This window comes from Pandoraea pnomenusa (genome assembly GCF_000767615.3).
Taxonomy (GTDB): Bacteria; Pseudomonadota; Gammaproteobacteria; order Burkholderiales; family Burkholderiaceae; genus Pandoraea; species Pandoraea pnomenusa.
Window position 1 is genome coordinate 4,242,443 of record NZ_CP009553.3, and the last position, 14,101, is coordinate 4,256,543.

The window sequence follows — 14,101 nt, forward strand, 5'->3', positions numbered from 1 at the left end:
ACGCAGTCGCCCGGCCGCCGAATTTGTTTGTCGATGCTTCGTGCGCCGTGATTATTGCGGGTGATATGTGACGATTGGATGAATGAATGGAATGTTCATGGAACATCGTGAAAACGAAGTGGCGACCAAGCGACGCGCTCAGCAAAAAAAATGCCACGGCGAAACGCCGTGGCAAGCGAACGGTGATCTCTGAATGCCTGAGCATTGGACTAGCGGCATCCGCATTGCGCTTATGCTGACGTTCGCATATGTCCCTGCGCTTTCAACCATTCTTCGGGATCAGACAAAGCGCCTTGCTGAAGTTGCCACTCGGCGAGCCGTAGTGGTTGCAGAAAACACTGACGCCATATGTACCGAGCGCGTAACACCACCCCGCTCCGCAACTGCCTTGCTCACAAGTGTAGGCATAGTACCCGCCGTTGGCGGCCCACACCTTGGTGTACTCCACCAGCATTGACGCGATCTCGGTGGGGCCGATTCCGCGTCCACCCGGTAGCCCGGCGCGCCACGCAATCGCCTGCGCGGGCGTAATGCCGACCTTGTGATTGTCAACGGTCCCATAGACATTGCTGACTTCGACCTGATAGCTCGCGGTTGTTCCCTTGCTGTCACGAATCGTAATGGTTGCAGTACCATTGCCCTCGCCCACGACCCGCCCGGACTCGTTGACGGTCGCCACCGACGGCTTGCTCGACGAATAGGTGTAGGGCGGTACGCCTCCGGACGCCGCGCGCGTTTGCGAGTTGCCTGGAGGGTACGCCCCCGTGCGCGTCCAGAACGATTTGACCGAAAATCCGTCGAGCACCATCTTGTTCGGGTCTACCGTAATCGGCGGCACCACCTGCATCGTCACGCGAAGTGGCGGGAAGATGACGGCGTCCATGTCATCATCACCGCCGTCGAACGCCACCTTGAACTCGACGCGCAGTTCCGAGTCGTTCCTGAGCGCCGCCAGCCGCGCTCGCGGAATCGCCTGCGCAATACCCGCAGTGACCTCCTCTGCGCTCACTTCATGCCGGGTCAGCAGCACGATGACATCCGGCGTGCCGTTGGCAAGCGTGGCGTGACAGCGCAACCAGACCGTCTGTCCCTCAGCGATCAGCGGCCATGGCACAACGGTGACCTGCGCGTCTCCCGTGAAACTGTCCAGCTTCAACACACCACCTTGCGTCTGTGGAATCACCGGCGTGGGCAATTCGCCCTCTCCGAAGTCGTTGACTGTCAACTCCAGAATGCCGGACGCGTCGTAATTGCCATTTCGCGTCACCACGTAGTTGATCTTTACCGATCGCCCGACGTACGGAATCAGCATGTCTCCCGGCACGGGAATATCCACGCTGCCCGTCGTACTGCCCGGCACTTCGTCGAGAGCGTCGGCGCCGTCCCAAACCAGTTTGATCAGGTCGATGGCGCGCATGTCTTCATATGTCACGCGTACCGTCACACCTTTTTCCGCGTCGATCGGGTCGATTTCGTCGTTCGGTGCCTCCACCACTTCCGGCGCAGGCAACGTCAGGCTGTGCGCGAGCTTCAACGTGCGCTCGCGGAAGGTCACGGCATCGGCCTCGCTGTCGCTGCCGTCGAACGTGACTTTCACCTGAATGCGCAGGTCCGAACCATCGAGCAACTTCTCCAGATCCGAGCGCCGCAATACCCGGTCGAGTGGCTTGCCCACCTCTTCCTCGGTCACCTCATGTCCGAGCTCGAGCGAAATCGTCGTCGAATTTCCGGTGGACTGCGTGCCGAAGACTCGCCACCAGACGCGCTGCCCCACGGCCATCAACGGCCACGTCGGCACGCGCGCTGTTGCGTCCGCCGTGAAGTCCAACAGATTGAGCACGCCGCCGCGTTGCTCCACGACGGTCGGCAACGGCAGATTGCCGGGCAGGAAGTTGTTGATGGTGAGCTCGAGCGCTGGCGAGACGGTCTCGAAGCCGAGGCGGGTCACCGTGTACGACACCAGAATGGTTTCGCCCAGATGAAGCGCAATCTTTGCCGGCGGCACGACGATGTCGACCGATCCCGTCTCGCTGCCGGTGACGGTTGCGAACGACGAGTCAGCATCCCAAGTCAACTGGATCACGTCTTCCGCCTGCATGCCATCGTAACTGATGCGCACGGTGGCGCCTTGCCGCGCATCCACAGGCTTGAGCACGTTGTCGATTGCCTCGACCACCACTGGCGCCGTGAGCGTGGGCAGCTCGATGCCGACACGAAGGTGAAGCACTTCGGACGGCATCACGCGATTGCCACGCTTGATCGTATACCGCACCGGCACTTCGCGACCGAGCCAGGTGTCCACCTGCTCCTTTCGCATGAAGAACTCATAGTCCATCGGGCCGAGAATATCCAGCGTGTCGTGATACATCTCGGCGCCTTCGCCCCAGTACAGATCGATCGTGTCGCCAACGCGCATGCCCGTATGCCAGCGCACGATCGTGTTCGCGCCTCGCTCGTAGGCGTCCTCCGGCAGGTACTCGCCGTCGGCTTCGCGCACTTCCGGTGCGGGCCACACCACCGCCTTGCTCACCTCCAGTGTCAGATCCTCCGAGCGCGTTTCGACGCCGGCGACCTCCACGGTGTAGTTCACGGTGATGGTCAGGCCGTCGAGTTGCTCCACGGATTCATGCGGCACGTACAAGTACAGCGGCTGGCCCACCAGACCATCGGAGATCTGGACCCGCCGGGTCGCCTCGCCGACAGTGCCTTTGGCGAACCAGACCGTCACGATATCGTTGCGGGCCATGCCTTCGTATGGGTCAACTCTCACCGTGGCGTCGTCGAGCGTATGGTTTGGATCGAGCACGCCGTCGATCTGCTCCTCCACAATGGGGGCAGGCAACAGTGCTGAAATCGGCAGAACCACGAACGATTTAGGCAGCGACGTCTCTTCGCCGCCCGCTGCCCGCGTGACCCGATACAGTACGTTGACCGTATCGCCGCCATCCGCATTGGCTTCAATTACGCCACGCGGTACGGTAACCACAATGTCCCCTATCGCCTCGACAATCACCTCGCCCGTGGCCTGACCGCCTTCGGAAAGTCCCAGCCAGAACCAGTTCACCACATCGCCAGGTACCATCCCCGGCCATGCGGGAATTGTCACCTTCGAGCCATCGGGCACCAGCGCCGGGTCGAGCGCTCCGCCGACCTCGCCCTCCACGATCGGCGGCTCGAGGCTGGCAACCCCCAACACCGTCAGGGCCAGCGTCTTCGAGGTCCGCTGGCTGTTGCCCGACTCCACTATGTAGTGCACTTCGACACGGCCGCCCGCAATCGGCCCGATCTTGCTGTACGGCACGTCAAACTGCACCGGATCGGTGATATTTCCGGGCGTGATCTCATAGATGTCGGCGTGCGGTATCAGATCGCCGCCCGGCGTCCATCCGTTCCAGCGAAGTCGCACCAGATCGCCCACGCCGTAACCCGGCCATGGCTCGATCTCGACCGTCGCGCCATTGGGCACCGCCGCCGGATCGAGTTCGCCGTCGGCGGTGGCTTCGAGCACCTTCGGGGCGGGAAGCGATACGGCGGTGCCAACCAGCGTGAACGGCGCACGATAGGAACGCCCCTTGTACACCCCGGCGGTGCTGACCCGATAGAACACTGTTCCCTCGCCGGGAACGACCTGGCCGAGCGTTGCATTCGGCACGTCGAACATCATGACCGTGCCGCTCAGCGTCGCCGTCTGCGTGTGCTCGACTTCCAGTCCTTCGTATGATCTCCCCTGAAACACCAGGGACACGCCATCGCCCGACGCCATGTCGTGGTTCTTCATGACGACGACGGTCGCATCAGCACCGTCCAGTGCGTCGTAGTCCAGTTCGTTGTTGTCGTTCAACCCCGCCACGGCCGGGGCGTCGTAAATCGCGTCACCCACCTCGACGTCGATGAACGCCGATGGCGCACGTCCCGACCAGTTCTGTACCAGATCGACCAGTTCGTACGTCACCGCGACATCCTCGCCGGCGCCCGCCTCGTTGATCGTTGTTTCGGGCACCATGACCACCACCGGCTGGCCCACTTCCGGCTGTCCGATCGGGCCGTACACAACGCCTTTTGCACTTCCCCAGAGAACAGTCACCACGTCACCCGCCGTCATGTGCTCCCACACCGGGATTTCCACCGCCAGCCCCTCTGGCGGAACGGTTTCGATCGGGCCGGGTGGAAGAATGGCCTCGGCCAACGCCTCGTTGATGGGCCATGTCGACTGATCCGGGTCGTCTCCCCCCGGCACCGTGGTCTTGACGAGTACCTGCGCATGGGGCGACTCGATCGGAACCGGATCGGCGAACGACGAGATACGCTCGTACCAGACGTCGATCAAACCGTCGCCCACGCGAGACACGTCCGGCACCGGTGCCTGCAACGTGAAGACCGAATCGTTCGGGTTTTCGATCTGGATCGTATCGATCGGCAGGCCGGGCATTCCCCAGTAGAGCAGGAGCATGTCTCCGCGCAGGAAACCTCTCTTCCACGGCACCAGCACTTCCAGCTTGTCGTTGATATTGCTTTCCAGATCGTCTTTCCGAATACCCCCTTTTCGCGCCGCCGGCACGGTCGGCGCGTCCAGCTGGGCCGATTTGTCAATCGCCTCGTCGCTCTCCAGGGTGATGCCACTGCCTTCTGCGAACCTGTCGCGGATATTCATGACGGACCTCCTCATCTGCCGCACCACGGAACGCTCCGCGCGCCACAACGGCCGGGATACGTCAAATTCGCAGCAGGGCTTTCATCTCGCCACGGCGATCCTTGCCCGCCAACTGTCAACGTTGACAGGCCCCGCGCACGGCGAGGCTTTCCGGCACCTGACAACCTTGACAGTTTCTCGTCGGCATTTGCGGCGCCACACTCACCGGACGTTTCACCCCACCGCAAGGAGGTTCATCATGACCAGCAAAAGCATGACGTTGCTTCGCACCGATACCGCGCCGGCCCGGCTAAGCAGCCCGGTCAGCCGGGAAGAGGGGAAGAATTATCATCCGAACGTGGCCGTTATCGATCCCACTATCCTGGCCGACCGTCCGGCGGACTTTCCCGCTGACGCACCGCCATACAATCTGGTCAAGGCGTCGGCGGTGGGACCTGAGATCCGTTTCGAGGCAGCGTTTCTTGATCAAATGACGGTCGGCTGGAAATACGTCGTGTATTTCGACGGGGATACCGACGACGTCATCCGTGTGGTCACGGCAGAAGACCATGCCAAGCGATCCATTACGATCATCCTGCCTCCCGAACAGGCGTCAATGGAGGACGTTCACAATCTGCAGTACGTGGCAAGAAGCGAACTTGAAGACGAATGGAGTTTCCTCAGCCCGCCATCGCTGTTCACCATTGACACGCAGCGTCCCGGCGAGCCAAGGCCAGGAGAACTGGAATTCCCGGACGGCATCGAGCAGGACGGGCTGACGGATGCAAAGCTCACGGAGTTGGGCGACGTTCTGCGCGGCACCGTCCCGAGCTATGCCGAGCGCATGCACGGCGATACTCTGGTAGGCATACTGCGTCGGGAAGATGGCACGGAAGTCGGGCGCCTCCCACCGCATCAGATTCCCTACGGCGAAACCTACGATCCTCCCACCGAGCTTGTCTTTCCGCGCACGCTCATTGAGCAGGCCGGCGACGGAAAATTGCGTTTTTCTTATGAGATCACCGACCTGGCCGGCAATGTCAGCGCCGAATCCGATGTCGTGGTGATCGACGTCTTCCTGCGCCCGGGTATTGCCGATCTGATGCCACCGCTGGTGCCGGCGTATGATGACGACCCGCCGCCCGACGCCAAGCTGATCGACGAGGCGGACGCGCGCGCCCCCGTCGAAGTCGAGATTCCCGGTCACGCGGAAATTGAAACCGGCGATGAGATTGCCGTGCTCTGGGGCGGACGCGAACAAAACCGCGTGGTCTTCAATGGCGCCGACAGCACGCTGCCCGTCATCCTGTCGATCAGGGTGCCCTACGGCGAGGTACTCGCGGAATGGGCCGACGCGCCGCCGGACGCCGACGGCTATGCGAGAGTCCCGGTGAGTTACATCGTTTATCGGGCGGGGCGCGAAGCCGGCCGCCCGAAGACGCCGCATTCGGTGGTCGTCAACCTGGATCAGGGCGGCGGCGTCGATCCGGATCCGGATACGCCGTGGAACGATGCCCTGGGCCGGCCCGTCGTGCACCACTCGGGGTGGAGCACTGGGGAACGCGAAGACTTCATTCCCGACGCCTCGATCCAGGAAGACCACGAATTCATCGTGCCGTGGTTCCGGCGCGATATCGACGGCAACATCACCGGCGAAGACGCCTTTATCGCCGGTGACATCATCTACGCGGTCTACGATGGCGTGACCATCGAGCCGCGCTATACCGTGGGCGGTGACGACGTCAGCCAAAAAGTCGACCTCGTCATCTCCCTTCCATGGGCGGTTGTCAAGGCGCAGGGCAGCGGGCTGAAGCCCACGGTGTACCTGGTCACGCGCTATCTCAACCCGGAGCAGCGCGAGAATACCAGTGTGTCGCCGACCGCCGAGGTGGAAGTCGCCGACAGCGGCGACATTCCGGGCGGCGACGACGGTCTGTTCCCCGCTACGTTCCCGAACGGCAAGGTGATCTGGTCGAATGTTTCTCCGATCGGGCATGAGCCGATCGAGGTTCCCGCCTATGAAAACATGCGACTGGGGGACGTGATCCGCATTTTCGTCACAGCCGACTTCTATGATCCTGTCGATCAAACCTATGGGGCGCCGATCACCCGTGCCTACTTCGGCGGCGACAACGGCGAGAATCCGCACCCCGATTATCGGTTCGAGATTTCCCTGGCTCAAGAGAACATCGGAGAGCCGGTCCGGTTCGGTTGGCCGAAGGAGTTGATCGAGTGGGGCTACCCGTATGGCATGTGCCGCATCGATTACACCGTGACCCGTGCGGACGGCAGCCACAAAACATCCGCACCGACCGGTGCTGAAACGCGCATGGATACCAGTGCGAATTACCCGGGCCCGTATCCGTTCGGGGTCAGGCAAACGCACGTGACCTTGTCCGAGACAATGGCGCTTGCGAAGACGACACCGGACAAACGGCAGTCGATTCTCAATGCGTTTGTTCGGCAGTGGCTCATGAGCGCGGCACAGCGCCGCTCCTACCGGCAGCGTGAAAAGCAGGCGCTGGCCCTGGCAATGAAGCAGCGTTGAAGCACCCGAGCGCCCGACAAGGGAATACGAGGCAAAGAAAAGCGCCTGACAGTCGCGAGACTGTCAGGCGTTCCCTCCCTCGGGAGACCTTCCATCGGTCGCATCTGACACGACAGCCGGTCCATCCCGCTTTTCTCACAAAGACGCTCAGAAGCTGTAACGCACACCGACGTTCACGCCCCACGGCTTGTCCAGACGCTTGCCTATCGAGTAGCTGCCGTCGGCATAAGCCTGCAAACGCTGAGTCATTTGCGCGGCAATGCCCGCACCGACTTCGAAACGCGTGCCGGAGATATCGTTCTCCAGACGAATGTCGTTGATCGTGACCGAATTGCCACCAGCGAACTCATGCGTGACGGCCAGCTTCATATACGGCTGGAACGTGCCCTTCGACGTCTCGAACGTCTTGCCGACGTTGACGCCCAGCGTACCCAACAACGACATGGTGCGGCCCGAGCGGGCATGCATGCCGTTATCCAACGTGAAATCGGTGCCGCTCGCCCACAAGCCGGCGACCTGCGCGAACGGTTCGACGAACCAGCGATTCGACCACTCGATCGTGCGGCCGAACTCGGCCGACAAACCCACGCCGTGATTGGCGAAATCCGCCTTGCTTTGCGTGCCGTCGCTCATGCGAACGTCAAGTTCATTGCCGAAACGGTTGTACTTCAGCACGCCGTCGAAGTAGTAGCCCTGCTTGCCAAGCCATGTGGCATACGCCCCCGCCGTGTGGCTCTCGACAGTTCCCCGGGAGCCGGAATTGAAATTGAGACGGCTCGTACTCGTGCCGAGCATGCCGCCCACCAGCCAATAGCCGTGATCGCCGCGCATGACGACCGCATCGGCGCCGGCGATCACCCCCCACTGGTCCTGCGAGTAGCCGCGGCCCAGTGCCGGGCGGGCGTTATAGCGTGAACCGAACGTGCGGGCCCATGCGCCCCCCTGCTCGCCAGCGCCCATGCGCGCCTCACCGAGTCGAGTGCGAAGCGCGCTGTGCTCACCGAGCCACACGGTAGACAGCGCGTTATGAATGCCGAGCACCGTGTCGGCGCCCGACGAGATCTCTTCGTTGCGCTCGAGGTACCACGACTGCTCCCCGCCGGCTTCTCCGCCCTGCTTGAGCGAGTAGGTGTACACACCGGCGTCGACCTTGTCGCCCACGAGCGAGAACGTCGCGTCGCCGCCGGCCTGCTCGACGAGCAACTGCGTATCCACCCCGCCCTCCTTCCCCGAGTTGGTGACGTGCAATCGGTGGGCGCCGGTGGCGTCGGTAACGTTGAGCCGGTCGGCTTCGCCGATCGCCAGATCGGCCTGCATGCCGAAAGTGCCGTTTCCCGTGAGCTCGCCAATGTCGAGCGTATGCCAGTCGCCCGACGACGCGGTGCCGTGAATGTCAATCATGCCACCACTGTCCATGGCGACCTTTGCCACATGGTTGTCTCCCGTGAGCGACCATTTCCCACCGGTATTCAACTTCAGCGAATCAACATTGACGAGAGCGCCGGTAATCGATGCCTGGTTTTGCAGCGTCAGTTGCATCTCGCCCTCGCCGCTGCCCACGATATTGCCCGTCAGTTGCGTGTTATCGACGGTGATGTCCGACGCGAGATCGCCAACAGCTTCGATCAGATTGCCGTTGGCCCCGGTGATCGATGTGCCGTTGGCAATGACGAGCGTTGCCAACGACTGCACGCCCTCGGGGTCCTCCTGACCGGGCTGTCGCTGAATCAGGATGCCTGCGCCTTCGGTGCCGGTGACAGCGACCCCATCGAGCACGGCGCCCACGCGTGGGGCCGTCCCTGCGCGGCTCGTGGACAGCCACAAACCGTGACTTCCGGTGAGCGAGCCGCCACTGGCCGTGAGCTCTCCGCCGAGATTCATGACGCCCGCGTTGAATCCGGCTTCCTCGCCGCTTCCGGACGTCACATCGGTATCGTTCAACACCAGCGTGGCTCCGCCGCCCATATTGACACCGAACGCATAGCCGCTAATCGTGCTATTGCTCACCGTTGCCGTGGACACGCCGTTGTTCGCCCCCATTCGGCCCATGGCCAGCCCCGTGCCCAGCGCGCTCGAGATCCGGGAGTTGGCGATCGTTGCATGCCCCTGCCGCAGCGCGACTGCCGTCTGGTTGCCCGTAGCCTCGATGGTGGCACCGTCGGCAATGAGGCGGGAGTCGGACTCGATGACGACTGTTTTGGCCGCCGCCCCCGGGTTCAGGATCAATCGGCCGCGATTACGCACCGTCCAGGATTCGTTCGGATCGCCCGGTGCGTCGACGATTGCCTCACCGTTGTCGATCAGCGCGGCCTGCGCCGGCGCAACCAAACAGGCAAGGAGCAGCGCAACCCCTTGAGTGATAAGCCGCGGCGCGTGCGGGGCGGCAGCCTGCCGCAGAGAAGTGATACGCATGGTGGTCGTTTTCGAAAGGTTTGGAAACGACCGCAAGCGTAGGACAAACGCTTATGAATTCTGCATATTCACACAACAAAACACCAATATTCACTGAAATTCATTAATTTTCCTCCAACTTCCAGGCTTTCCGTCTTTCACTCCCCGATTCACCGGTAGCGCTGTCATCACACTCAGAAGGTATAGCGCAGACCCAGCTGCACGCCCCACGGCTGGTCGATCTTGTGTCCGACACTCGATTCCACTTCAGAATAGATTTGCAGATGCTTCCGAATCTGTCCCACCAGACCGGCGCCAAACTCGAATCGGGTGCCCGACAGGTCGTTGTTGAAATTGATGCCATTGACCGTGATCCGGTTGCTCTTGACGAACTCCTGCACCAGCGCCACCTTCAGGTACGGCTGGAGGATTCCCCCGCCGGTCAACGCGATGCTCTTGCCGAAGGCGGCGCCAACGCGCGCCTGTACCGAACCCGTGTGTGCGGTGTTCGATTGCATGCCGTTGGTCAGCGTGAAATCGTCGCCTCCGACCCGCAACAGTGCGAGGTGCACGTAAGGCTCGACAAACCAGTTGTCGGCAAGCGTCAGATGCCGTCCGAACTCGGCCGTCATGCCGACACTGTTCTCGCCAAAGCTGCCATGCGCGCCCGTGCCGTCGTCCATGATCACATTGGCGTCGTTGGAAAAATGGTTGTACCGAAGCACTGTCTCGAAGTAATAGCCCTGTGCACCCAGCCAGGTGCCATAGAGCCCCGCCGTGAAGCTGTTCACGCCCCCAGTGGACCCGCCGTCGATTCGCAGCGTGCCATGCCCTGTGCCGAGCAATGCGCCAACGAGCCAGGTGCCGCCCCAGGCCTGCCCCACGACACCGTCGATGCCGCCCATCACGCCGTATTGCGTGAGCCGATAGTCCACACCGGAGACGGGCGTGCCGTGAAAGCGCTTGCCATACGTGCGCACCCACACACCGCTATTGCCCTGATCTCCAATCCGGATGTCGCCGAGGCGGCTGCGCAGGATCGCCTGCTCCGCCCCCCAGACGACCGGCGCGATCCCGGACAGGCCAATCACGGTCTGCGCACCCGGCGTCAGATCGGGCCCCCGGGATCGCCCGGGTCATGCGGGTCAGTGGCCAGCACCCAATTGTTGCCGTCCTGCCGCAGGTCGTACCGATAAACGCCGGCATCGACGGTGTGTCCAACGAGCGAGAAAGCGGCGTCGCCACCGCCTGTGGTCACCACCGTCAGCGGCGTCAGATCGCTGGGCTCCGCCCCACTGTTCGCGATATGCAACTGGTAACTCCCCGTCGCATTGCCCGTCACCGCCAACAAGTCTCCCGCATGGGTGGCGATATTGGTGTTCATCTTGAATGTGCCGCTTCCCGACAGGGTGCCTGCCGTCAGCGTGCGGAACGTTCCCGTACCCGCCGCTGTGCCGGAGATGTCGATCGTGCCGCCGCTCATCGTGACAGTGGGAACACTGTTGTTGCCGGCCATGATCCATTGCGCCCCGGAGTTCACGGCGAGCGACGTGAGGTTGACCAGATTGCCGGTAATCGACGCATTGTTCTGCAACGTGAGATTGACCACCGCAGTGCCATCGCCCGTCACGTTGCCTGTGAGTTGCGAATTGTCGACGGTCACAGCCGAGGTCATTCCGCCCACGGCCTTGATCACATTTGCGTCGGCCCCGGAGATGGTCGTGCCCCCGCCAATGACGAGGGTAGCGTTTCCGGCCGTCAGCCCCGGCTGTGGCTCGATCAGAATGCCGGATCCGCTGGTACCGACGATCCGGGTGCCGTTGAGCGTCGTCGTCGAAGACGTCCCGCCGCTACCGGTGCTGATCCAGAAGCCGTTCGCGCCCGTGCTCGAACCGCCATTCATCGAGACGGTGGAGTCGAAGTTGACGACGCCGGCGTTAAATCCCGCAACCGTTCCCGCGCCCGCACTCAAGGTCGTGCCGTTGAGCGTCAGAACGCCTCGCGAACTGACCTGCGCCCCGAAGGCAAACCCGGAAATCGTGCTGTTGTTGACCGTGGCCGTCGGCACGGTCGTGTCGGCGCCCTGGGAGCCGAGCGACAGACCGCTGCCGACGGTGCTGCTGATGCTGGAATTGTTGATGGTGGCAGTCGAATTGAGCAGCCGCACGCCGGGATTGGTTCCTGTCGATGTAGCCACGGTCGCGCCGTTGAGGATCACGCTCGCCCCCGAATTCGCGGCAATGAAGTTGGTCGCCGCACCGGGCTCCACTGTCAGAATCCCCCGGTTGAGGACCGACCAGCTTTCCGCCGGGTCGCCTGGGGCAGACACTGTTGTCGCGGTGTTGTCGACAACCCCGGCATGCACTTGCGCCGCAAGGCACGCAGCCAGCGCGGCGACCGCGCTGGCAACCTGATGACGCGAAGGCGTCCATGGCATTGGCGTTTTCATACGGTCTCTCCTGAGCAAGCGGTGCAAACCACCGAGCGACACGACAGGGCCGCAGACATGGCACTTGGCCATGATGACCGGATCGCCCCCTCGAACAGCGATGTCGTCCCGATGCCGAAGGACGCCTCCGCCAATCCCGCCGCGACGTAAAAAACCGCGTGCAATTAACGGGTTGCGGAACTTTTATTACGTAACGTTATGCGCAGCCGCGACGCACTACACCTGTCAACGTTGACAGGTGTGGCATGGGCATATCTGTGGAAAAGTCGAGGCGCCGCCGTCGCGGCGAGTGCGACGGCAGGCAGGGTCGGTCATCCGGGCAGCTTTGGGCGAATCACGCCGTTTGCGTGTTTCGAGGACATCGCGCCCTCCAGCCCGACGGGCGCGCTGCCGCCCGCTCAGTAGCCCGCGGCCAGGCCGTCGCGACGAGTGTCACTCGCGGCCACGTAGCCGCGCTCCGGATCGTTGCGATCCAGACGCCAGATGTACTGGCCCGAGCCGAAGTCCATATAAGGATCGTCAATGGACTTGAGCTTGTGGCCCAGCGCCACGAGCCCCGCCACGGTCTCACGATCCATGGTCGACTCGATGTCGACCGTGAAGTCGCGGTTGACCTTCCAGCGCGGAGCGTCGCACGCCGCCTGCGGGTTCTGGCCGTAGTCCAGCATGCGCACGACCGATTGCAGATGGCCCTGCGGCTGCATGTCTCCCCCCATCACCCCGAAGCTCATCACCGCCTCATGCCTGCCGTCGACCTTCTGTGTGAGGAACGCCGGGATGATCGTGTGGAATGGGCGCTTGCCGCCTTCGACCACGTTGACGGACTTCGGATCCATCGAGAACCCGCAGCCGCGGTTTTGCAACGCGATGCCCAGATCGGGCACCACGACGCCCGAACCGAAGCCCATGTAGTTCGACTGGATGAAGCTCACCATCATGCCCTGCTCGTCGGCCGCCGTCAGGTAGATCGTGCCGCCCGACCTCGGCATGCCGAAGTCGAAGTGCGTGGCCTTGTCAGGGTCGATGAGCCGCGCACGCTCGGTGAGGTATCCATCGTCGAGCATCTGCTCCGGCGTGACTTCCATCGAGCGCGGGTCAGCCACGTACCTGTAGAGATCGGCGAACGCCAGCTTCATCGCTTCGATCTGCAAATGCTGGGAATGCACGCGATCGACGGCGAGACTCGACACGTCGAACTTGTCGAGGATGCCCAGTGCGATCAGTGCCGCGATGCCCTGACCGTTCGGCGGGATTTCGTGCACGGTGTAGCCGCGATAATCCTTCTCGATGGGCTTGACCCAGTCCGCGCGGTAGTTGCGCAGGTCGTCAGTCGTCATGGCGCCGCCGTGCTCGGCCGACCAGGCGGCGATGCGCTCGGCGATCTGGCCTTCGTAATACGCACGGGGGCCGTCCTTCGCCAGCATGCGCAGCGTGCGCGCATGGCCCGGCATGCGAATCATCTCGCTGGTGATCGGCGCGCGGCCGTTGGGCATGAACGTCTGGGCGTAACCCGGCTGGTCCCTGAGCTCAGGCACGGCCGCCGCCCACTTGCGCGCGACAATGTGCGCGAGCGCGTGCCCCCGCTCGGCAATCTCGATGGCCGGCGCCATCAGGTCGCCGAACGGCAGCTTGCCGAATTTCGCATGCAGGGCTTCCCACCCGGCGATCACGCCCGGCACCGTGACGGTGTCGAGACCGCGCACCGGTTGCTTCGCAATGCCGTGCTGCTCGCCGTACTTCTTACGGAAGTAGTCGACGTTCCAGGCTGCGGGCGCCACGCCCGACGCGTTCAGGCCGTGAACCTGCTTGCCATCCCACACCAGCGCGAAGCAATCACCGCCCAGGCCATTGGAGACCGGTTCCACGATGGTCATGCATGCCGCGGCCGCGATCGCGGCGTCGACGGCATTGCCGCCCTGCCACAGGATACGCAGGCCGGCCTGCGCCGCGAGCGGGTGCGACGTCGACACAATGTTGCGGGCGAACACCGGCATGCGCGGCGTCGGATATGGGTTTTGCCAGTTGAATTGCGTCATGGGACTGACTCTCGACCTCTGTCTCGAATGGTTGGAATAAGGGTACC

At 62.8% G+C, this 14,101-nt stretch carries 6 protein-coding genes; 1 reads left to right on the forward strand and 5 read right to left on the reverse strand.

Translation table 11 applies throughout. The annotated features are described in order from the left end of the window. Positions 1-262: 262 nt before the first annotated feature. Entirely contained in the window at positions 263-4,651 is a 4,389-nt protein-coding gene (locus LV28_RS42915; RefSeq protein ID WP_038620164.1) for an immunoglobulin-like domain-containing protein, read from the reverse strand. Between LV28_RS42915 and LV28_RS42920 the strand changes: the two genes are divergently transcribed. After that, positions 4,650-7,178: a hypothetical protein gene (locus LV28_RS42920; protein WP_147291612.1), complete on the forward strand. Its 2,529-nt coding sequence runs from the start codon at positions 4,650-4,652 to the stop codon at positions 7,176-7,178. The genes LV28_RS42915 and LV28_RS42920 overlap by 2 nt on opposite strands. 147 nt (positions 7,179-7,325) lie before the next feature. Here the strand turns inward: LV28_RS42920 and LV28_RS42925 are convergent, their stop codons facing one another. The 4 genes from LV28_RS42925 to LV28_RS42935 form a co-directional block, all read right to left on the reverse strand. Continuing rightward, positions 7,326-9,590: an autotransporter outer membrane beta-barrel domain-containing protein gene (locus LV28_RS42925; protein WP_048806540.1), complete on the reverse strand. Its 2,265-nt coding sequence runs from the start codon at positions 9,588-9,590 to the stop codon at positions 7,326-7,328. Positions 9,591-9,763: 173 nt separating this feature from the next. After that, entirely contained in the window at positions 9,764-10,660 is an 897-nt protein-coding gene (locus LV28_RS48490; RefSeq protein WP_058371687.1) for an autotransporter outer membrane beta-barrel domain-containing protein, read from the reverse strand. Positions 10,661-10,677: 17 nt separating this feature from the next. Further along, positions 10,678-12,018: a pertactin-like passenger domain-containing protein gene (locus LV28_RS48495; protein ID WP_058371688.1), complete on the reverse strand. Its 1,341-nt coding sequence runs from the start codon at positions 12,016-12,018 to the stop codon at positions 10,678-10,680. Positions 12,019-12,416: 398 nt separating this feature from the next. Next, a complete protein-coding gene (locus tag LV28_RS42935) occupies positions 12,417-14,054 on the reverse strand; it encodes a gamma-glutamyltransferase family protein (protein WP_038620158.1) in 1,638 nt (545 codons plus the stop codon). Between the last annotated feature and the right edge of the window lie 47 nt (positions 14,055-14,101).